This window comes from Falsibacillus pallidus (genome assembly GCF_050990905.1).
Taxonomy (GTDB): Bacteria; Bacillota; Bacilli; order Bacillales; family DSM-25281; genus Falsibacillus; species Falsibacillus pallidus_A.
Map to the genome: position 1 here is coordinate 57,030 of NZ_CP158866.1, position 19,820 is coordinate 76,849.

The following is a 19,820-nucleotide window of genomic DNA, read 5'->3' on the forward strand; positions in this document are numbered from 1 at the left end:
AGCCGCTTCCGCTTTTCTTTTCACATCGGACATTCTTCTTGAATAGCCTATCAAAGGTAATGATTTATGCGTTTCAATGGAGATGACGACCGTGAGCATTCAACTTAATTCAATTGTAGGCAGGGTCTCCTATCAATGTGATGTGTTATTCAGGATCATTGATGTCAAGGAAGTGAACGGGAAAAAGATAGCGGTTCTTTATGGGGAAGACTACCGTCTGATCGCAGATGCAGACTTTGATGATCTGGTTGAAATAGATCCGTATGAGCAGTCGAAGATTTCTAGGGAATTTCGTTCTTTGGAAGAGCAGTCATTTGAGCTTTTTCAACAGGATATCGATTTGACGCGGAACCGTAATGAGTATACTTCTACGAATGGCTACCGCAATGATTTCAATTATTTTCAGGTGCCGGGGCGTGTTCTTCATCTAGACGGGGATCCGGCGTATTTGCAAAAATGCATGGCGCTTTATGAAAAAATCGGTGTGCCTGTTTATGGGATTCACTGCAGTGAAACGGAAATGCATCTTCGGATCGGAGCTCTGATTGAGAAGTACCGTCCAGATATTTTGGTGATTACAGGCCATGATGCATATTCCAAGGCAAAAGGAAAAAAATCGGATATCAATGCATATCGGCACTCAAAGTATTTTGCTAAAACGGTAAGGGAAGCGAGAAAAAAGGTTCCCCATTTAGATCAATTGGTCATTTTTGCAGGTGCCTGCCAATCTCATTTTGAATCTTTGATATATGAAGGGGCTAATTTTGCGAGTTCTCCATTGAGAGTCAACATCCATGCACTTGATCCAGTATATATTGTTGGGAAGATCAGTTTCACCCCTTTTATGGAGCGAATCAATGTATTGGATGTCATCCGAAATACCCTTACAGGGGAAAAAGGGCTTGGGGGAATAGAAACAAAAGGGGTACTGCGCACCGGTATGCCATATAAGCCGCTGACTGAAGAATAAGCAAAAAGCCGTTAATGAATGTTCATTGCGGCTTTTTCTATTTCCGGCTCCAGCGCCCAGCCCCTGGAGTCATAAGCCGTACCTCTAAGGAAATCAGGATTTCCTTCGAGTTCCGACTTAAGCTGGTCGGGGCTAACAGGGCGCTTCCGCTTTTCTTTGTCCAGCTGTGCCGGCTAAAGGCTAGGAAACTTCGCTCAGCACACTTACGATAAGTCATCATCGATTCGCTAAAGCTCATCGTGATTCCTTTATCTCGTGGTGCTGCGCTCCAGTCTCTACGCCTTTGGGCAAGCCGTCTCCGCTTTTCTTGTTTGTCGAAAAATTTCTTGTGTAAATTGCCTGTTTTAAAGGTCTAAATAATATCTTACATAATTTCCAACTGTTAGGGGCATGCTAATTATTGTTGAAAAAAGCATAAAAATGTTGAATGAAACATGTTGACAAGAGAATGCTTTGATTGTTAAAATAATAAATTTGCTTGACTATCTCTATATAGTGTGTTAAAATTTGAACATAGTGAGGTGGAAGCGAAATGCCAAAAACATTAGCGGACATTAAGAAAGCGCTCGACTCCAATTTAGGAAAACGGCTTATGCTGAAAGCAAATGGCGGCAGACGGAAAACGATTGAACGATCCGGTGTCCTTGCAGAAACGTATCCTTCCGTTTTTATAATTGAATTGGATCAAGATGAAAATTCATTTGAACGTGTATCCTACAGCTATGCAGATGTACTCACTGAGACGGTTGAATTAACATTCTATGAAGATACAGCAGGAAACTTGGTTCTTGGGCAGCAGTAGACAATTTGTTTGCTGCTTTTTATTTTGTCTTTTTTTCCTTTCTTTCCTCCCTCTTGGATAGGAAGGATAAAATACATAAAAGTGGTGTCAGGCCCTTTGCGCATACTAAATAATGCAAGCGTGCAAAGGGGGAAATCAGATGGGCAGAAGAAGAGGCATCATGTCAGACCGATTTAAAGAAGAATTGGCGAAGGACCTGGGATTTTATGATGTAGTCCAGAAAGAAGGTTGGGGCGGCATCAAATCCCGTGATGCAGGGAACATGGTAAAAAGAGCGGTTGAATTGGCTCAGCAAAGTCTGGCGGATCAAAACCGCTCCTAAGGGCTATGAAACGGTTTCTAGTCTACTGATTACACGTCATTAGGGAAAACATACACACGCTGCAGACCCGGCTCGTATGGAATGGTATTCCTGTTCCTAAGGTGCCGGGTTTTTATTCTTGTATCGTCTGTATATCAAAAAAATTGATAATACTTTTGAAAATATAACTTAATTGGGTTCTTTATGATAAAATAGGACAAAATATTTCGTTTTAGGATTAAGTAGGTGAAGAAATTGAAGGTTCTTGTGAAAGCACCAGCGAAGATCAACCTTTCGCTTGATGTGCTGCATAAAAGACCGGACGGATTTCATGAAGTGGAGATGGTTATGACCACAATTGATTTAGCAGATCGAATCGAGCTGTCAGAAATCAAAGGCAATCAAATCATGATTGAATCTCAGAACCGTTTTGTTCCGGATGACCAGCGAAATTTGGCTTATCAAGCGGCAAAGCTGCTGAAAGACAGATTTGATGTACATACGGGCGTATCCATTTCCATTGATAAAACCATACCGGTTGCCGCAGGGCTTGCAGGAGGGAGCAGTGATGCCGCTGCAACTCTTCGGGGATTGAATAAACTGTGGGGTCTTGGATTGTCTATAGATGAACTGGCAGAAATTGGATCTGAGATCGGGTCGGACGTATCATTTTGCGTGTACGGCGGTACAGCGCTGGCAAAAGGCAGAGGGGAAAAAATAACCCACCTGCCGGCACCGCCTAATTGCTGGGTCATACTGGCCAAGCCTTCCATCGGGGTATCAACAGCGGATGTCTACCGAAATTTGAACCTTTCCAATGTCAGCCATCCTGATACACAGGCGATGATGGATGCCATTCGGAATAGAAGCTATAAAGAGGTTTGCGGCGAGCTTGGCAATGTTCTCGAAAGCGTGACGCTCAAGATGCATCCAGAGGTTGCCCATATTAAAGACCAAATGGTTCGCTTTGGAGCTGATGCTGTGCTGATGAGCGGAAGCGGCCCCACTGTATTTGGCCTCGTCCACCATGATTCCCGTTTACAGAGGATCTACAACGGACTTCGTGGGTTCTGTGACCAGGTTTTTGCTGTCAGGATGCTTGGAGATCGACTTCCTCTTGATTAAATCCGTACATTAATGGTATATTATCATTAAAATATTCGGATTTTAATCTGTAAACAGGAGGATAAAGCATGAAATTCCGTCGAAGTGAACGGTTAATAGATATGACCCATTTTCTAGTTGAACATCCGCATGAACTGCTGTCTTTAACTTTTTTTTCAGAAAGGTACGGTTCTGCGAAATCTTCAATTAGTGAAGACCTTGGCATCATCAAAGAAACATTTGAACAGCGGGGAATCGGTACACTTCAGACGGTTCCTGGTGCAGCAGGCGGCGTAAAGTTCATTTCCAAAGTGGACAGGGAAAGCGCCAAACATATGATTTCCGAGTTGTGCAGCCTGATGGAAAGCTCTGACCGCCTGCTCCCTGGAGGCTATCTTTATATGACGGATTTGCTTGGCGATCCGAAAGTCGTGAATAAGGTAGGCAAGCTTCTTGCTTCTGCGTTTGCGGAGAAAGAAATCGACGTGATCATGACAGTGGCAACAAAGGGAATCCCGATTGCCCATGCAGCAGCGAATTACTTGAATGTTCCTGTTGTCATCGTCCGCAGGGACAGCCGGGTGACGGAAGGTTCGACTGTCAGCATCAATTATGTATCCGGCTCTTCGAAGAGGATCCAGACAATGGTGCTGTCAAAAAGAAGCATCAAAGAAGGCTCTAAGGTGCTGGTCATTGATGACTTTATGAAAGCTGGCGGGACGGTCAACGGAATGATCAGTCTGTTAGAAGAATTCAATGCAGAGCTTTCGGGCATCGGGGTACTGGTCGAATCAGAAAATGCTGAGGAACGGCTCGTCGATGAGTACGTTTCATTGGTGAAACTGAAAGATGTTGACGTAAAAGGGAAGAGTATCAAAGTGGTTGAAGGAAACTACTTCTCTTCCGAAATTCCATTTTTATAAGGTGGTATGAATGCAATGAGAATGATTTCTACAGATGCTGCCCCGGCAGCCATCGGACCTTACTCTCAAGGTGTGGTCGTCAATAATTTATTTTACAGTTCCGGCCAGATTCCTCTGACAGCAGAAGGAACAATGATCGAAGGCGGAATCGAAGAACAGACGCATCAAGTATTCAAGAATCTTGAAGCCGTGCTGAAAGAAGCAGGTGCTTCCTTTGAAACCGTAGTAAAAGCAACAGTATTCATTAAGGATATGAATGATTTTGCTGCCATCAATGAAATTTACGGGGAATACTTCAGCACCCATAAACCGGCGCGCTCATGTGTAGAAGTAGCACGCCTCCCAAAAGATGCACAAATCGAAATAGAAGTCATCGCTCTAGTAAAATAAAATTTTCAACTTTTTAGGCTCACGCTATGCGTGAGTCTTTTTTCATAGGCTCAACAAAGAAAAAGAAAACCCTAAGATAGATTGATTATTTATATTTTTTTAAAAATTTTACAATTGTAAGAAGGATTATGAGAAATTCTGTTGAATACATTAACTAGATTCAACTAGGGAAAAGGTGGTGAACAGAATGGAAGTTACAGACGTAAGATTACGCAGAGTCAATACTGACGGAAGAATGAGAGCGATTGCATCTATTACTTTGGATAACGAGTTCGTTGTTCACGATATTCGTGTAATTGATGGGAACAATGGCCTATTCGTTGCGATGCCTAGTAAACGTACGCCAGACGGCGAGTTTCGTGATATCGCGCATCCAATCAATTCCGGTACACGCGGAAAGATTCAAGAAGCTGTATTGACGGAGTATCACCGTTTAGGGGAAGCCGAAGAAATGGAATTAGAAGAAGCCGGTGCATCCTAATAGAGTATTTTACAGCAAGAGCCTACTTCAATGTAAGGCTCTTTTTTTGTGCATTTCTACTGTTTGCCCACATTTCCCTCCATTAAAACTCCGAAATGGACTCCAGCCGATTCTCTGACAAAATCTTGTACTTTTACATGATTCCTTGAAAATATTAAGTATTTAAGATATATTCGATATGGATAAAAAGGATTAGTGGAGGACTTATCATATATGACAAATTCCAATAGATTCTCCGTAATATTAGCTGCTGGACAAGGAACCCGGATGAAATCCAAGCTATACAAGGTTCTGCACCCAGTATGCGGCAAACCAATGGTAGAACATGTAGTGGATCAAATCTCAAAACTTGATATCGATAAAATCGTCACGATTGTGGGGCACGGCGCTGAATTAGTGCAGTCCCAGCTTGAAGGGAAGAGTGAGTTTGCCCTTCAGGAGGAGCAGCTCGGAACGGCTCATGCTGTCATGCAGGCTGAATCCGTTTTAGGGGACAAGAAAGGTGTGACACTTGTCGTCTGCGGTGATACTCCGTTGATCAAAGCAAGCACGATGGAGGCTTTGATCAAGCATCATGAAGAGCAAGGGGCAAAAGCAACAATTTTGACTGCCCATGCAGAAAATCCAACTGGATATGGACGCATCATCCGTAATGGAGAAGGATTAGTCGAAAAAATCGTTGAGCATAAAGATGCCTCCGAAGAAGAAAGAAACGTGAAAGAAATCAATACGGGAACGTACTGTTTTGATAATGAGTACCTATTCAATGCACTTAAAAATGTATCGAACGAAAATTCCCAAGGCGAGTACTATCTTCCTGATGTGGTCGAAATCCTTAAAAACCAAGGAGAAATTGTTTCTGCGTACTCAACGGATGAGTTTGAAGAGACACTTGGTGTAAATGACCGGGTTGCCCTTTCAGAAGCCGAAAGCTTCATGAAGAAGCGCATCAATGAAGAACATATGCGAAATGGTGTGACCATCATAGATCCTGCCAATACGTATATTGCAGCAGATGTTGAAATTGGCCGGGATACGGTTGTTTACCCTGGTACGGTCATTAAGAGCGGGACAGTCATCGGAGAGGATTGCAACATCGGTCCGAACACAGAGATTGAAAACTGTACGATTGGAAATGGCACAGTAATCCGCCAATCCGTTGCGGCAGACAGCTCCATCGGTTCAAACGTCAACATCGGTCCGTTTGCCCATATCCGCCCGCAGTCTTCCATTCACGATGAAGTGAAGATCGGGAACTTTGTGGAGATCAAGAAATCCACATTCGGAAAAGGAAGCAAAGCATCCCACTTGAGCTATGTCGGAGATGCTGAGGTAGGAAGCGATGTAAACCTTGGCTGCGGATCCATCACGGTCAATTATGATGGGAAAAACAAGTTCCTGACAAAGATTGAAGACGGTGTTTTTGTAGGCTGCAATTCAAACCTTGTCGCACCGGTCAACATCGGAAAGGGAGCCTATATTGCAGCAGGTTCCACCATTACGGAGGACGTACCTGGTGAAGCATTGTCCATTGCCAGAGCACGTCAGGTCAATAAAGAAGATTATGTCTCAAAACTAAACATGAATAAATAAATGGAGGTCCACCATGTCCAATCAATATCGTGATCCAAATCTGAAGATATTTTCATTAAATTCGAATAAGGCCCTTGCGGAAGAAATTGCTGACGTTGTCGGCGTCAATCTTGGAAAATGTTCGGTTACCCGTTTCAGCGACGGTGAGATTCAAATCAATATTGAAGAAAGCATCCGCGGCTGCGACGTTTATGTCATCCAATCAACAAGCAGCCCGGTTAATGAAAGCTTGATGGAACTGCTTATTATGGTTGATGCACTTAAACGTGCTTCTGCGAGCACAATCAACATCGTCATCCCTTACTATGGGTATGCTCGACAAGACCGTAAAGCACGTGCCCGTGAACCAATCACAGCTAAATTAGTTGCTAACTTATTGGAAACAGCCGGTGCAACCCGTGTAATCACACTTGACCTCCATGCACCGCAGATCCAAGGATTCTTTGATATCCCGATCGACCATTTGATGGGTGTACCGATCTTGGCTGAGTACTTCCAAAAGAAAGACTTTTCAGATGACCTTGTCATTGTTTCTCCAGACCACGGCGGTGTAACGCGCGCACGTAAAATGGCAGAGCGCCTTAAAGCGCCGATTGCCATTATCGATAAGCGCCGTCCAAAGCCAAATGTAGCTGAAGTCATGAACATTGTCGGGAATATCGAAGGAAAGATTGCCATTTTGATTGATGACATCATTGATACAGCAGGTACGATCACGCTTGCTGCCAATGCATTGGTGGAAAATGGGGCGAAGGAAGTCTATGCATGCTGTACCCATCCGGTTCTTTCAGGTCCGGCCATGGAACGCATTCAGAATTCTTCCATCAAAGAACTTGTAGTGACAAACTCCATTGCTTTATCAGAAGATAAGAAGACAGGTAAAATCGTGGAGCGCTCCGTTGCGCCATTAATCGGTGAAGCGATCATCCGCGTTCACGAAAGACAGTCTGTCAGCACATTGTTTGATTAATATATGTAGTAATAAGAGGGCTTCCGTTCAGGAGGCCCTTTTGCTTTTCATGCTTACTGATATGCCAGGTATTCTGCTCATCCTGACCCAGACAAAAAATAATACATGTTTAGACTGTTCCTTTTTAGGGAATTGTTTATATAGATGCTATTTTAACTATGTGTAGGAAGGTGACTTTTTAATGGCTACAGTTTTAGAAGCAAAAACAAGAGAAAAAGGAAAACGCTCTGATTTACGAAAACTTCGCATGGAAGGAAACTTTCCGGCAGTTGTATATGGAAATAAAGCGGACAATGAAACCATTTATGTAAGTGAAGCTGATTTTATTAAAACGATTCGTGAATCAGGACGCAATGGCGTCATCTCATTAAAATACGATGGAAATACTCAAAATGTCATTTTAAATGATTATCAAGCAGATACAATTAAAAATGAAATTCTTCACGCCGACTTTCTAGTTGTCGATCTTTCAGCAGAAATTGATGCAGATGTACGTGTAGAACTTACAGGAACGGCAGCAGGCGTAAAAGATGGAGGCGTCCTCCAGCAGCCGCTTCATGAGGTCTCCGTAACAGCTAAGCCAAATGACATTCCTGAATCCATTCAGGTAGATGTGTCTGAGCTTCAAGTGGGTGAAGTAGTGACCATTGGCGATGTTAAAGGAAAGTATTCCGTTACCATCAACCATGAAGATGATGAAACGGTCGCTTCCATCCTTGCTCCAAGACAAGAGGAAGAAATTAGCACAGGCGAGCAGCAGGAGCCTGGTGTACCTGAGAACGAAGAAGGCCGTGAGACAGAGGCTTCAGAAGAGAGCGAAAAAGAATAACCATATATCCAAATGGAATAGAAACAGGCGCAGCCTTTCATTGGCTGCGCCTGTTTTATATAATAAGGGAAGACGAATACAAAAAGTTGATTATAAAATCATAAAAGCCGATAATAAAGGTAATGTTTTAAGTAGAGGTGTATCCATTGAAATTAATTGTCGGGTTAGGGAATCCTGGTCCGCGTTTTGATAAAACGCGGCATAATATTGGATTTGAAATTATAGATGAGCTGGAGAAAAGATTCCAGGCGCCATTGAATCAAGCAAAATTCAATGGTTTGTATTCAATTGTTCATTATAACGGGGAAAAATTCATACTTTTAAAACCAATGACATATATGAATTTATCAGGAGAAAGCATTGGAGCCATCATGAATTTTTATGATATTTCCCAAAAAGACCTTCTTGTGATTTATGATGATCTGGATCTGCCAGTCGGAAAGATCAGGCTGCGTCAAAAGGGGAGTGCTGGCGGACACAATGGAATCAAGTCGACCATTGCCCATACCGGCAGCCAGGAATTCAACAGGATTCGTGTAGGGATTGACCGTCCTAAAAACGGAATGAGCGTCCCGGATTATGTACTCGCTAGATTTTCGCCTGATGAGTGGTCTTCGATGCAGGAGGTCATCAGTACATGTGCAGATGCATGTGAAACATGGCTGACAAAACCTTTCTTAGAGGTTATGAATCAATTTAATTAGGGCGTTTCTTGATAAACTTTTCCAATGGGTGAATATCTCCCTTTTATCGCGTTCATACTAAAAAGAAAACGCGATAAGGAGACTGCCAGATGGCCATCCATTATCTTTGCCGGCACTGCGGCACACAAATCGGCAGCCTGGACAAGTTTTCGGTCCATACCGAACAGCTTGGGCTGCATAAATTATCAGATCAAGAGAGACAGGAGATGGTCTCTTATGAATCAAATGGAGACATTCAGATTACATCCATTTGCGAGGATTGCCAGGAAGCGCTTGAACGCAGTCCTGCACTTCATGAATTCGACTATTTAATTCATTAAAACAAGCTTTGGGTTTCATCCCCCAAAGCGTTTTTCTGTTTCGGTAGAACATATAGTGATACCAGCAGAGGGGAGGGGCTACACATGAATATGGAAGGTTTACGAACAGCATTTTTTCAAAATAAAGAGATTCAATCGATATTGACCGGTGTGGAAGAAGGACTGAAGGAACAATTGGTTGCAGGGCTTTCCGGCTCTTCCAGATCTGTCTTGATAGCGGGCATCTTTCATGAGGCAAAAAGGTCGATTGTGGTTTCAGCCCATAATCTCCTTCAGGCCCAGAAACTGTACGACGATTTATCTAACCTGGTTGATGAGGATGAATTGTTTATCTATCCTGCCAATGAATTGATTGCGGCAGAAATCAGCATCGCAAGTCCAGAGTTAAGGGCGCAGCGGATTGAAACGCTGAATGCGATGGCATCCGGCAAGAAAGGGATCTTCATTGTCCCTGTTGCAGGTATGCGGAAGCTGCTGCCGCCGCCATCGGAGTGGAAAAAGTATCAATTCCAACTTGAAGTCGGCAAGGACATCGACCTCGATGAGATCCTTCTTCAGCTGGTCACGATGGGATACAGCCGCAGCGATATGGTCAGCGGCCCCGGCGAGTTCAGCCTTCGTGGTGGGATCTTGGACGTTTACCCACTTACAGAGTCAGACCCGATCCGTGTTGAATTATTTGATACAGAAATCGATTCCATCCGTTCCTTTTCTATCGATGATCAGCGTTCGAAAGACAAACTGAAGCAGATCTCCATCGGGCCAGCAGTAGAAGCTCCTTTAACCCAGGGACATCTTTCAGTGATTTCAGATCGGTTGGAAATCAAATTGAAGGAAAGTCTTCAAAAAATAAAAAATGATAAAGCGAAGGCTTTGCTTTCGCAAAATATTGGGTATGATCTGGAAAAATTAAAGAACGGCCATATGCCGGAGCAGATCTTTAAATACCTGTCGATCGCCTATGAAGCGCCTAGTAGTTTGCTAGACTACCTTCCTGGCGACAGTCTTGTCATTCTTGATGAATACTCCCGGATTCAAGAAATGAATGACTCGCTCGAAAAAGAAGAAGCGGAATGGTATACAGCCCTGTTGGAAGAAGGACAAATCGTCCATGGCCTCCAGGTTTCTCAGAACCTTCCTGCCATCATGGCCCGTTCTTCTTTGTCCAAACTGTATTTATCTTTATTTTTAAAACACATTCCGAATACAAGCCCGCAGAATATCTTTAATTTCACCTGCAAGCAAATGCAGAACTTTCATGGCCAGTTGAATGTGCTGAAATCCGAAATTGACCGGTGGAAAAAAGGTAAATTCACGATTGTCATTCTAGGGCCGAATACAGAACGGATGAAAAAGCTGCATCAGGTGCTTGCGGATTATGAAGTGGAAGCTGCTGTTGTGGAGGACTCTTCGAAGATCCTTCCTCAAAAAGTCCAAATCAGTGAAGGAAGCCTTCATGCAGGTTTTGAAATCCCGATGATGAAGCTGGCTGTTATCACAGAAGAAGAGATGTTCAATAAAAAAACAGCCAAAAAAGCGCCGCGGCGCCAAAAGCTCTCGAATGCCGAACGAATTAAAAGCTATTCCGAACTTAAGGTCGGGGATTATGTTGTTCATGTGAATCATGGGATCGGTAAATACCTTGGGATTGAAACGCTGGAGATCAACGGCATCCACAAGGATTATATGAATATCAAATACCAGGGCAGCGACAAGCTTTATGTTCCTGTTGAACAGATTGAGCTGGTCCAGAAGTTCGTGGGCTCGGAAGGAAAGGAACCGAAGCTCTATAAACTGGGCGGCACCGAGTGGAAGCGCGTCAAGAGCAAGGTTCAATCTTCTGTCCAGGACATTGCAGATGACTTGATCAAGCTTTATGCAGAGAGGGAAGCTTCAAAAGGCTACTCATTCTCCCCGGACGGAGATCTGCAAAGGGAATTCGAAACCTCTTTCGCCTATCAGGAAACAGAAGATCAGCTCCGTTCCATTCAAGAGATCAAGCGGGATATGGAAAGGGAGCGCCCGATGGACCGTCTGCTATGCGGAGATGTCGGCTACGGGAAAACAGAAGTGGCCATCCGCGCTGTGTTTAAGGCAGTGATGGATGGTAAGCAGGTGGCATTCCTTGTGCCGACGACCATCCTTGCACAGCAGCATTACGAAACGATGAAAGAACGATTCCAGGACTTCCCCATCAACATTGGGGTTTTGAGCCGCTTTAGGACGAAGAAACAGCAAACCGAAACGCTTAAGGGACTGAAAAACGGTACGGTCGATGTAGTGGTCGGAACGCACCGTATATTATCGAAAGATGTGCAGTACAGTGACCTCGGCTTATTGGTCATAGATGAAGAGCAGCGTTTCGGTGTGACACATAAAGAAAAAATCAAGCAGCTTAAAACGAATATTGATGTTTTGACATTGACGGCGACGCCGATCCCAAGGACCCTCCATATGTCCATGCTGGGGGTAAGGGACCTATCCGTCATAGAAACGCCTCCGGAAAATCGCTTCCCTGTGCAGACTTATGTGATGGAATATAACGGTGCGCTGGTAAAAGAAGCGATTGAACGGGAACTTGCCAGGAACGGCCAGGTTTATTTCCTATACAATCGTGTAGAGGATATTGAACGGAAAGCAGATGAGATCTCCATGCTGGTGCCGGATGCAAGGGTTACCTATGCCCACGGCCAAATGACCGAAAACGAATTAGAGTCTGTGATTCTTGGATTCCTTGAAGGGGAATTCGATGTTCTTGTCACCACCACTATCATCGAAACAGGTGTGGATATACCGAATGTGAATACGCTCCTCGTCTTCGATGCCGACCGCATGGGCCTTTCCCAGCTTTATCAGCTCCGTGGCCGTGTAGGGCGCTCTAATCGTGTCGCTTACGCCTATTTCACTTATCGAAAAGATAAGGTGCTGACAGAAGTAGCGGAGAAAAGGCTTCAAGCCATCAAGGAGTTCACAGAACTGGGCTCCGGATTCAAAATCGCCATGCGTGATTTGACCATCCGCGGTGCAGGGAATCTGCTCGGTGCCGCGCAGCACGGATTTATCGATTCAGTCGGGTTTGATCTGTATTCCCAGATGCTGAAGGAAGCGATAGAAGACAGGAAGGAAGACATCCACAAGAAGCCAAAAACATTAAATGTGGAGCTTGAACTCGATGTCGATGCTTATCTGCCTGAGACTTATATCCCCGACGGCAATCAAAAGATTGAAATGTATAAACGATTCAGGTCGCTGGCCACTCTTGCGGAAGTGAGAGAACTTAAAGATGAAATCATAGACCGTTTCGGGGACTACCCTGAACAAGTGGACTATTTATTTTCCATTGCAGAAATGAAGGTTTTTGCCAACCAAATGAAGCTGGATTCCATCAAACAGTTAAAAGGAACAATCACCATCCTTATGTCAGAACAGGGGACAAATGAAATTGACGGTTCCAAGGTGTTCGAAATGACCAATCAATATGGAAGGATGGTTGGGCTCGGAATGGAAGGGAACAGGCTCAAAGTCACCTTGCAGACAAAGGGGACGGATATGAAAAAATGGTTTAAGATCCTCTATGACTTGGTTAAAAATCTGGAAAATGCAAGGAAGTCTTCCATATCCGTAAACTAACTTTACTCCTTTTGTAACCTATCTGTAATGGCTTTTGTGTTTTAATAGAAGCTTGAGCGGGTAGAAGAAAGTACAACTGCTTTATTCGTATGGAATGTTTAACCTTTTTTTCCACAACTTTGAATCAGCAGAAAAAATATCTGAAAGTGTATAGAAGTTCCCAGATTAAAGATACTAAACTCAACAAGGAAATGGATTGTTTCTGAAGCAGTCCATTCCCAACAATTACAATCATCATTAGAAAGTGAGGCAACATAAGATGAAGGCAACTGGTATTGTTCGTCGAATTGATGATTTAGGGCGCGTTGTAATTCCGAAAGAAATCCGCAGAACCCTACGCATCCGTGAAGGAGATCCATTAGAAATATTTGTCGACCGTGATGGCGAGGTCATCCTTAAGAAATACTCTCCAATCAGCGAGTTGAGTGACTTTGCAAAGGAATACGCGGAAGCTTTATATGACAGCTTAGGAAGCCCGGTTCTTATCAGCGACCGTGATGCAGTCATCGCTGTGGCAGGAGGCTCGAAAAAAGAGCATCTGAACAAAAACGTGAGCGACCTGTTGGAAAAGACAATTGATGAGCGCAACTCTGTTCTCGTCACTCAAAAAGGACAAGTGTCATTGGTTGATGGAAACGAAGAGGAAATGCAATCCTATACGATTGCTCCAATTGTAGCGAACGGCGATCCTATCGGCGGAGTGGTGATTTTCTCCAAGGACCGTACGCTTGGCGAAGTGGAGCAGAAAGCAGTTGAAACAGCAGCAAGCTTTCTAGCAAGACAAATGGAATCTTAATCATCAAAGAATACAGCATCAAAGGGCTGCCATGGGCAGCCCTTTTTTTGTGCAATCCAGCTGCAGGCGCCTTCCGCTTTTTACGTAATCCAGCTGCGCCGGCTAGAGGCTGGCTCCGCTTTATATGCTATAATACATGAGATATTATAGTTTTTTGGAAGGATGGGACGTTTTTTTGCCTCAGGATCATTCTAGAGATTTGTTTAAAGGGGCGTTCATTTTAACGATTGCAGCGTTAGTGACGAAAATTTTGAGTGCCGTTTACCGCGTCCCGTTTCAGAATATTGTCGGGGATGTCGGTTTTTATATTTATCAGCAGGTCTATCCTATATATGGGATTGCTCTTGCACTGTCGACTTATGGATTTCCGGTCATCTTATCCAGGATGATTGCGGAAGAGCAACATCATGCTGAAGGCCATAAGAAGATAAACCATTTGATTCGCGTTTCTTTTTTTACTTTATTGATTATAGGGGTCATTTTCTTTCTTGTGTTCTACACCGGCGCTTCTCTGCTTGCCGGGTGGATGGGTGATGAAAGACTGGCTCCTTTGATAAAATTCATTTCGTTTTCTTTTTTGCTTCTTCCATTCTTATCGATTGGAAGGGGCTACTTTCAAGGAAAGGGCAACATGGTGCCGACAGCCGTATCCCAAGTAGCGGAGCAGCTGGTGAGGGTTGCGACCATCCTTGTGCTGTCATCCGTGTTCATCGCACAGGGCCGCTCTCTTTATGAGGCCGGCGAGGGAGCCCTTTCCGGTTCATTGACCGGCGGGGCCGCAGCCATCCTGGTACTGGTTTTATTTATATCAATCTATAGAGAAACGATGATTTTTCAAGGATCCCCCGCGGAAGCGGAAGACCTTTTTAAATGGTCCCGTATCCTCATCTTTCAGGGGATGGCAATCTGCATAAGCGGAATGCTCCTTGTCCTCCTTCAATTGGCGGACTCGCTAAGCCTTTATTCCTCCTTGGTCAAATCAGGAGTGGGGATAAACGAAGCCAAGGTTTTAAAGGGGATTTATGACCGGGGACAGCCGCTTGTACAATTGGGTACCGTGGTGTCTACCTCACTGTCATTGGCCCTTGTTCCCATTGTGACAACAGCTTTCCGCAAAGGCCAAAAAGCGTTGCTGGAAGGGAAGATGACTGCAGCCTTGAAGGTCAGCCTTGCTGCCGGTACAGGTGCAGCAATCGGGTTGATCAACATCCTTGGCCCGGTCAATGAAATGCTTTTTGAAAATAGGGATGGAACGGGTGTATTGCAGATATTTTCTTTGTCCATCCTCTTTACCTCCATCATATTGACGCTTCTCGGATTGCTTCAAGGGCTGGGACATCCTTATGCGCCAATGAAGTATATTGTCGCAGGCGTCCTTCTGAAGTATATGGGGAACTTATGCCTTGTGCCGATTTGGGGTACAGCAGGGGCAGCGGCAGCTACCGTATTTTCCTTGATATTTGTGTCCGTTTTCTTGCTATTGAAAGTGAAAAGTATGTTTGGGAAGACGTTCTTGTCCTTGAGGTTCATAGGGGAAGTAGCATTCGCAGCATTGATAATGACGATTGTCCTCCAAATCTGGCTTTGGGGCGGCTCACATATTGCCTCCATGCTTCATGGAGGCAGAGCGTCATCCATCATCCTTTCCCTCGTCGGCGTCGGAGCAGGCGGTGCGGCATATATTGCTGTCATCACAAGGAGAGGATTATTCCAATCGCACGAAATCATTTTATTGCCATTTGGTAGCAAACTGTTGAAGCTTCAAAATAAATTAAGAAAAAAACGTTAGGAGTCGATTGATAGTGAACCAGATAAAAGTAGTAGGGCTCGGAGCAGGCGACATCGATCAGCTTCCTCTTGGCATTTATCGATTGTTAAAAAGCGGAGAGAATGTGTATCTGAGAACGAAGGAGCATCCTGCCATCGTGCAGCTTGAACAGGAAGGGTTCGTCTACCAATCTTTTGATGAAGTTTATGAAAAGCATGATGGATTTGAAGAAGTGTATGAAGAAATAGCAGAAGAGCTGTTCAAAAAATCAATAGAGCAATCCATCATTTACGGTGTTCCCGGCCATCCGCTCGTTGCGGAGAGAACGGTGCAGATCCTGTTGGAAAGAGCTGAGGAAAAAGGAATAGAAGTGAAAGTGGTCGGCGGGCAAAGTTTTATCGACGCATTGTTTACTTCTGTCAAAGTGGATCCGATCGAAGGATTTCAGCTATTGGATGGGACAGCTTTAAAGCGCGATGATATCCAAATGAATCAGCATTTAATGATTGGGCAGGTGTATGATGCCTTCGTTGCATCGGAAGTGAAATTGACGCTTATGGAAAAGTTCCCTGCGGAGCATCCTGCAGCGATCGTCACAGCAGCGGGCAGCCAATCGGAGAAAGTCAGATGGGTGAAGCTTTATGAATTGGACAGGGATATGTCCCTTGATAATCTGACAACCGTCTATATCCCTCCTGCAGCTTCTTTTGAAGAGACTTATGCGGAATTCTCTACATTCCGTCAAATCATAGCGGAACTCAGGGGGCCGGATGGCTGCCCTTGGGATAAGGAGCAGACCCATGAATCCTTGAAGAAGTATCTGATTGAAGAATGCTATGAACTTTTAGAAGCGATAGACCAGCAGGATATCGACCATATCATTGAAGAGTTGGGGGATGTCTTGCTTCAGGTCCTTCTGCATGCCCAAATTGGGGAAGATGAAGGCATGTTCGCGATTGAAGATGTCATAAAAGGGGTATCTGAAAAGATGGTGAGGCGCCATCCTCACGTGTTTGGCGACGTCTCAGCGGAAGATTCCGAAGAAGTCCTTGCCAACTGGAACCGCATCAAAGCGGAAGAGAAATCTGGAGAGGAAGCGAATGCGTCCATCCTTGACTCTATTCCGAAAGGACAGCCTGCAATCCTGACCGCCTATGAATATCAGAAGAAAGCGGCGAAAGAAGGATTTGATTGGGAAGAAAAAGCAGGAGCCTGGGAAAAATTAAGAGAAGAGCTGCAGGAATTTGAGTATGAAGCAGAGAATGGAGATAAAACAAGCCAGTTGAAGGAGTTGGGAGATTTATTATTCTCGATCGTCAACGTGGCACGTTTCTATCAGATTCATCCGGAAGAAGCTCTCATTTCCACAAACCTGAAGTTTTATCAGCGCTTTTCCTACATTGAACAACAAGTGAGGAAAAGCGGACGGAAGTTCTCTGATTACACGTTGGAAGAACTGGATCAATGGTGGAATGAGGCAAAGCAAAAAGGTTTATAAGGAGAGAAGTCATATGGTAGCAATGAGATTGGATAAATTTTTAAAAGTTTCCCGCTTGATCAAACGCCGGACGCTTGCGAAGGAAGTGGCGGATCAAGGGAGAATCACGATCAACGGCCAAACAGCCAAGGCCAGTTCCACCGTTAAAGTAGGGGATGAACTGGTTGTCCGCTTCGGTCAGCGGCTTGTAACGGCAAAAGTGGAAATGCTTCAGGATACCACGAAAAAAGAAGAAGCAGCCAACATGTATACCATCATTAAAGACGAAAAGATCGGTGATTCCTTGTAGTTTGAAGTGCCGAAGGAGAGCTTGTTCTAATCTCTTCGCCCCCCACATACACATATATCAATAAGCCTGTACTATTGAAATGTGGGGGATGAAGATGAATAACTATTATGATGCAAATCCATCTAATAAAGTGACTGTCCAGGAGCATGATGTCATGATGCGTGGCAGAAAAGTGCTCGACATCACCGGGGTTAAGCAGGTTGAAAGCTTTGATAATGAGGAATTTCTTCTGGAGACTGTCATGGGTTTTCTTTCTGTACGGGGCCAAAATCTGCAGATGAAGAATCTTGATGTGGATAAAGGGATTGTATCCATCAAAGGAAAGGTGTTCGATCTCGTTTATCTTGATGAACAGCATGGGGAGAAAGCTAAAGGGCTCTTTAGCAAGCTGTTCCGATGACGATGAGCCTGATAACCCAATTCTGCACGATGCTTGCCATGATTGCCATGGGAAGCTTTTTTGGTGCAGCGCTGGACACTTACAGCCGTTTTCTGAAAAGGAATAAACGGAAGAGATGGCTCGTTTTTATCAATGACGTGTTATTTTGGGTCATGTACGGATTGTTCACATTTTATATTTTATACAAAGTGAATTTCGGAGAGGTCCGCTTTTATATTTTCATCGCCATTCTTTGCGGCTTCGCTGCATACCAGGCATTGTTCAAGAAGGGCTATTTAAAGCTCCTGGAAATCTGCATCCGTTTGACCATCAGGATCTATCTCATGTTTGTGAAAACCGTCCAGCTGATGCTGGTCAGACCTGTCACATGGATTTTTTTCACGCTGACAACCATTGTTTTTGCACTATTAAAGGGTCTTTGGACTCTTGTAAGGGCATTACTGAAAATATTATTATGGCTTTTAAAGATCATTTCGGCTCCAATTTTCTGGATGTTGAAAATAATTTGGAAACTTATGCCGAAAAAGATTAAAAAATTCGTCGAGAAGTTATATAATTATTTAGCAGGAAAATGGAAAAAAGTTAAGAATTACATCTATAACAAGATTTCTTTCTGGAAAAAGAGGGAATAACAGGATCATACAACAAAGGAGGCGCGTGAATGGGCGGAAAAAAAAGAAAAGTCACTTCGATGCAGAACCCCTATGTCAAACAGCACGAAAGAAACACACAAGCGGCATCCAAACGGCGAAAGCTTTTGATTCGGCGCCTGAGCGTGTTTGCTTTGATCGCTGCTGCTGCCACGTGGTTCATGCTGTCTTCATTGGTCTCCCAAAAGGAACGACTGGAAGAGAAGAGGGCTGAAAAGGCAAAAGTGGAACAGAACTTGTCCCAGTTAAAAAGGAAAGAATCGATTTTGAAAGACGAGATCATCAAGCTGAATGACCCCGATTATATAGCGAAATTGGCAAGAAGCGAGTATTTTTTATCAGACAAGGGAGAAATTATTTTTAACATCCCTGATAAAAAAGAAGATGACGAGGATAAAGAGTAGTCTTATTGACACTCTTTTTTCATGTCCGATATAATATAAGGTAAGAAAGACTTTTTAACTTATTAAGGAGGAACAATTTTTTTATGTCGATTGAAGTAGGCAGCAAGTTACAGGGTAAGGTAACCGGCATCACTAATTTTGGAGCGTTTGTGGAACTTGCGGGAGGCACAACAGGTTTGGTGCACATCAGTGAAGTCGCGGACAATTATGTAAAAGATATCAATGAACATCTTAAAGTCGGCGATGAAGTGACTGTGAAGGTGATCAATGTTGAGAAGGATGGAAAGATCGGATTATCTATCCGCAAAGCGAAAGATCAGCCTCAACGTGAACGCTCTCCACAACGTCCGCGCAATAACAACCGACAATCAGAATTCCGTCCAAAAGAAAACTTTGAGCAAAAAATGGCTCGTTTCTTAAAAGACAGTGAAGATCGTTTGTCATCCTTAAAGCGCCAAACGGAGACAAAACGTGGAGGACGGGGTGCTAGACGAGGTTAACTTGCTGTCTATCATCATATAATAGTCAGTTTAAAAAGCAGTTCTTAAACGGAACTGCTTTTTTATGCACTTTTTTAAGGGGATTGCGAACACAAAAAAAGATCAAAGCCTTTGAAACCACTTGGATTTCTAAGCTTTGATCTTTTATGCCATGACCCGTACGGGATTCGAACCCGTGTTACCGCCGTGAAAGGGCGGTGTCTTAACCGCTTGACCAACGGGCCATAAAAAATATGGTAGCGGCGGAGGGGATCGAACCCCCGACCTCACGGGTATGAACCGTACGCTCTAGCCAGCTGAGCTACACCGCCATAAGTAAAATGTTTAAAAGCACATGATTTATAATACCTACGATGAGAAAAGAAGTCAACATTTTTTTAAAAGAAATTTGTCGTTTGATTCATTCCTTTTTTATACATGGAATAATAAGGGTATATCAGCGTTTATCGGTCTTCAGTTGTTTAAAAACTAAAAAAAGAGTCGAACTTTTCTTACAAT

At 43.8% G+C, this 19,820-nt stretch carries 21 protein-coding genes and 2 tRNA genes; 21 read left to right on the forward strand and 2 right to left on the reverse strand.

The annotated features are described in order from the left end of the window. Positions 1–91 precede the first annotated feature (91 nt). The 21 genes from yabG to ABTV07_RS00380 all read left to right on the forward strand — a co-directional run bounded on the left by yabG (position 92) and on the right by ABTV07_RS00380 (position 19,322). The gene (gene yabG / locus ABTV07_RS00280) at positions 92–970 is read left to right on the forward strand and encodes a sporulation peptidase YabG (RefSeq protein WP_433746098.1); all 879 of its coding nucleotides are present in this window, start codon (positions 92–94) and stop codon (positions 968–970) included. A 532-nt stretch (positions 971–1,502) separates the two neighbouring features. After that, positions 1,503–1,772: a biofilm formation stimulator Veg gene (gene veg / locus ABTV07_RS00285; protein ID WP_114746962.1), complete on the forward strand. Its 270-nt coding sequence runs from the start codon at positions 1,503–1,505 to the stop codon at positions 1,770–1,772. A 139-nt stretch (positions 1,773–1,911) separates the two neighbouring features. Continuing rightward, on the forward strand, positions 1,912–2,094 hold the full coding sequence (locus ABTV07_RS00290; RefSeq protein WP_433746102.1) for a small, acid-soluble spore protein, alpha/beta type: 183 nt from the start codon (positions 1,912–1,914) through the stop codon (positions 2,092–2,094). Positions 2,095–2,328: 234 nt separating this feature from the next. Then, positions 2,329–3,198, forward strand: coding sequence for a 4-(cytidine 5'-diphospho)-2-C-methyl-D-erythritol kinase (ispE, locus tag ABTV07_RS00295; protein ID WP_433751000.1), 870 nt, complete (start codon positions 2,329–2,331; stop codon positions 3,196–3,198). Positions 3,199–3,266: 68 nt separating this feature from the next. Next, positions 3,267–4,100: a pur operon repressor gene (purR, locus tag ABTV07_RS00300; RefSeq protein WP_433746104.1), complete on the forward strand. Its 834-nt coding sequence runs from the start codon at positions 3,267–3,269 to the stop codon at positions 4,098–4,100. Between the two features lie 15 nt (positions 4,101–4,115). Further along, entirely contained in the window at positions 4,116–4,490 is a 375-nt protein-coding gene (locus ABTV07_RS00305) for a RidA family protein (RefSeq protein ID WP_433746107.1), read from the forward strand. Between the two features lie 187 nt (positions 4,491–4,677). Continuing rightward, complete coding sequence (gene spoVG, locus ABTV07_RS00310) at positions 4,678–4,971, forward strand: septation regulator SpoVG (RefSeq protein WP_114746966.1); 294 nt, start codon at positions 4,678–4,680, stop codon at positions 4,969–4,971. 213 nt (positions 4,972–5,184) lie between these two features. Next, complete coding sequence (gene glmU, locus ABTV07_RS00315; RefSeq protein ID WP_433746111.1) at positions 5,185–6,564, forward strand: bifunctional UDP-N-acetylglucosamine diphosphorylase/glucosamine-1-phosphate N-acetyltransferase GlmU; 1,380 nt, start codon at positions 5,185–5,187, stop codon at positions 6,562–6,564. 13 nt (positions 6,565–6,577) lie between these two features. Further along, complete coding sequence (locus ABTV07_RS00320; protein WP_433746114.1) at positions 6,578–7,534, forward strand: ribose-phosphate diphosphokinase; 957 nt, start codon at positions 6,578–6,580, stop codon at positions 7,532–7,534. 181 nt (positions 7,535–7,715) lie between these two features. Further along, the gene (locus ABTV07_RS00325; RefSeq protein WP_433746117.1) at positions 7,716–8,363 is read left to right on the forward strand and encodes a 50S ribosomal protein L25/general stress protein Ctc; all 648 of its coding nucleotides are present in this window, start codon (positions 7,716–7,718) and stop codon (positions 8,361–8,363) included. A gap of 146 nt (positions 8,364–8,509) precedes the next feature. Next, complete coding sequence (gene pth, locus ABTV07_RS00330; protein WP_433746120.1) at positions 8,510–9,067, forward strand: aminoacyl-tRNA hydrolase; 558 nt, start codon at positions 8,510–8,512, stop codon at positions 9,065–9,067. Between the two features lie 89 nt (positions 9,068–9,156). Further along, the gene (locus ABTV07_RS00335) at positions 9,157–9,387 is read left to right on the forward strand and encodes an anti-sigma-F factor Fin family protein (RefSeq protein WP_433746123.1); all 231 of its coding nucleotides are present in this window, start codon (positions 9,157–9,159) and stop codon (positions 9,385–9,387) included. A 90-nt stretch (positions 9,388–9,477) separates the two neighbouring features. Then, positions 9,478–13,017 carry a transcription-repair coupling factor gene (gene mfd, locus ABTV07_RS00340; RefSeq protein WP_433751002.1) on the forward strand — a complete coding sequence of 1,180 codons (3,540 nt, stop codon included), beginning with the start codon at positions 9,478–9,480 and terminating at the stop codon, positions 13,015–13,017. Between the two features lie 259 nt (positions 13,018–13,276). Beyond that, a complete protein-coding gene (gene spoVT, locus ABTV07_RS00345; protein ID WP_433746126.1) occupies positions 13,277–13,813 on the forward strand; it encodes a stage V sporulation protein T in 537 nt (178 codons plus the stop codon). Between the two features lie 175 nt (positions 13,814–13,988). Further along, complete coding sequence (locus tag ABTV07_RS00350) at positions 13,989–15,602, forward strand: putative polysaccharide biosynthesis protein (RefSeq protein WP_433746129.1); 1,614 nt, start codon at positions 13,989–13,991, stop codon at positions 15,600–15,602. A gap of 10 nt (positions 15,603–15,612) precedes the next feature. Continuing rightward, positions 15,613–17,079, forward strand: coding sequence for a nucleoside triphosphate pyrophosphohydrolase (mazG, locus tag ABTV07_RS00355; RefSeq protein WP_433751004.1), 1,467 nt, complete (start codon positions 15,613–15,615; stop codon positions 17,077–17,079). 22 nt (positions 17,080–17,101) lie between these two features. Continuing rightward, positions 17,102–17,368 (forward strand): RNA-binding S4 domain-containing protein, encoded by a 267-nt coding sequence (locus tag ABTV07_RS00360; protein ID WP_433751007.1) that lies wholly within the window; start codon positions 17,102–17,104, stop codon positions 17,366–17,368. 94 nt (positions 17,369–17,462) lie between these two features. Further along, entirely contained in the window at positions 17,463–17,768 is a 306-nt protein-coding gene (gene yabP / locus ABTV07_RS00365; protein WP_114746975.1) for a sporulation protein YabP, read from the forward strand. After that, on the forward strand, positions 17,765–18,400 hold the full coding sequence (gene yabQ / locus ABTV07_RS00370; RefSeq protein ID WP_433746133.1) for a spore cortex biosynthesis protein YabQ: 636 nt from the start codon (positions 17,765–17,767) through the stop codon (positions 18,398–18,400). Before yabP ends, yabQ begins: the two co-directional genes overlap by 4 nt. 29 nt (positions 18,401–18,429) lie before the next feature. Further along, on the forward strand, positions 18,430–18,822 hold the full coding sequence (locus tag ABTV07_RS00375; RefSeq protein WP_433746136.1) for an FtsB family cell division protein: 393 nt from the start codon (positions 18,430–18,432) through the stop codon (positions 18,820–18,822). A gap of 83 nt (positions 18,823–18,905) precedes the next feature. Continuing rightward, positions 18,906–19,322, forward strand: a complete 417-nt coding sequence (locus tag ABTV07_RS00380; RefSeq protein ID WP_433746139.1) for a S1 domain-containing RNA-binding protein — start codon at positions 18,906–18,908, stop codon at positions 19,320–19,322. 152 nt (positions 19,323–19,474) lie between these two features. On the opposite strand, the gene ABTV07_RS00385 is transcribed toward ABTV07_RS00380, so the two are convergent. Together ABTV07_RS00385 and ABTV07_RS00390 are read right to left on the reverse strand one after the other, a co-directional pair. After that, positions 19,475–19,546, reverse strand: a tRNA-Glu gene (locus ABTV07_RS00385). Between the two features lie 10 nt (positions 19,547–19,556). Further along, positions 19,557–19,633 (reverse strand) — tRNA-Met (locus tag ABTV07_RS00390). Between the last annotated feature and the right edge of the window lie 187 nt (positions 19,634–19,820).

What these genes read in the sequence shown, in the direction of transcription:
- veg (WP_114746962.1), top strand. Translation starts at nt 1,503, where the DNA reads ATGCCAAAAACATTAGCGGACATTAAGAAAGCGCTCGACTCCAATTTA.
- ABTV07_RS00290 (WP_433746102.1), top strand. Translation starts at nt 1,912, where the DNA reads ATGGGCAGAAGAAGAGGCATCATGTCAGACCGATTTAAAGAAGAATTG.
- purR (WP_433746104.1), top strand. Translation starts at nt 3,267, where the DNA reads ATGAAATTCCGTCGAAGTGAACGGTTAATAGATATGACCCATTTTCTA.
- ABTV07_RS00305 (WP_433746107.1), top strand. Translation starts at nt 4,116, where the DNA reads ATGAGAATGATTTCTACAGATGCTGCCCCGGCAGCCATCGGACCTTAC.
- spoVG (WP_114746966.1), top strand. Translation starts at nt 4,678, where the DNA reads ATGGAAGTTACAGACGTAAGATTACGCAGAGTCAATACTGACGGAAGA.
- glmU (WP_433746111.1), top strand. Translation starts at nt 5,185, where the DNA reads ATGACAAATTCCAATAGATTCTCCGTAATATTAGCTGCTGGACAAGGA.
- ABTV07_RS00320 (WP_433746114.1), top strand. Translation starts at nt 6,578, where the DNA reads ATGTCCAATCAATATCGTGATCCAAATCTGAAGATATTTTCATTAAAT.
- ABTV07_RS00325 (WP_433746117.1), top strand. Translation starts at nt 7,716, where the DNA reads ATGGCTACAGTTTTAGAAGCAAAAACAAGAGAAAAAGGAAAACGCTCT.
- ABTV07_RS00335 (WP_433746123.1), top strand. Translation starts at nt 9,157, where the DNA reads ATGGCCATCCATTATCTTTGCCGGCACTGCGGCACACAAATCGGCAGC.
- mfd (WP_433751002.1), top strand. Translation starts at nt 9,478, where the DNA reads ATGGAAGGTTTACGAACAGCATTTTTTCAAAATAAAGAGATTCAATCG.
- spoVT (WP_433746126.1), top strand. Translation starts at nt 13,277, where the DNA reads ATGAAGGCAACTGGTATTGTTCGTCGAATTGATGATTTAGGGCGCGTT.
- ABTV07_RS00360 (WP_433751007.1), top strand. Translation starts at nt 17,102, where the DNA reads ATGAGATTGGATAAATTTTTAAAAGTTTCCCGCTTGATCAAACGCCGG.
- yabP (WP_114746975.1), top strand. Translation starts at nt 17,463, where the DNA reads ATGAATAACTATTATGATGCAAATCCATCTAATAAAGTGACTGTCCAG.
- yabQ (WP_433746133.1), top strand. Translation starts at nt 17,765, where the DNA reads ATGACGATGAGCCTGATAACCCAATTCTGCACGATGCTTGCCATGATT.
- ABTV07_RS00375 (WP_433746136.1), top strand. Translation starts at nt 18,430, where the DNA reads ATGGGCGGAAAAAAAAGAAAAGTCACTTCGATGCAGAACCCCTATGTC.
- ABTV07_RS00380 (WP_433746139.1), top strand. Translation starts at nt 18,906, where the DNA reads ATGTCGATTGAAGTAGGCAGCAAGTTACAGGGTAAGGTAACCGGCATC.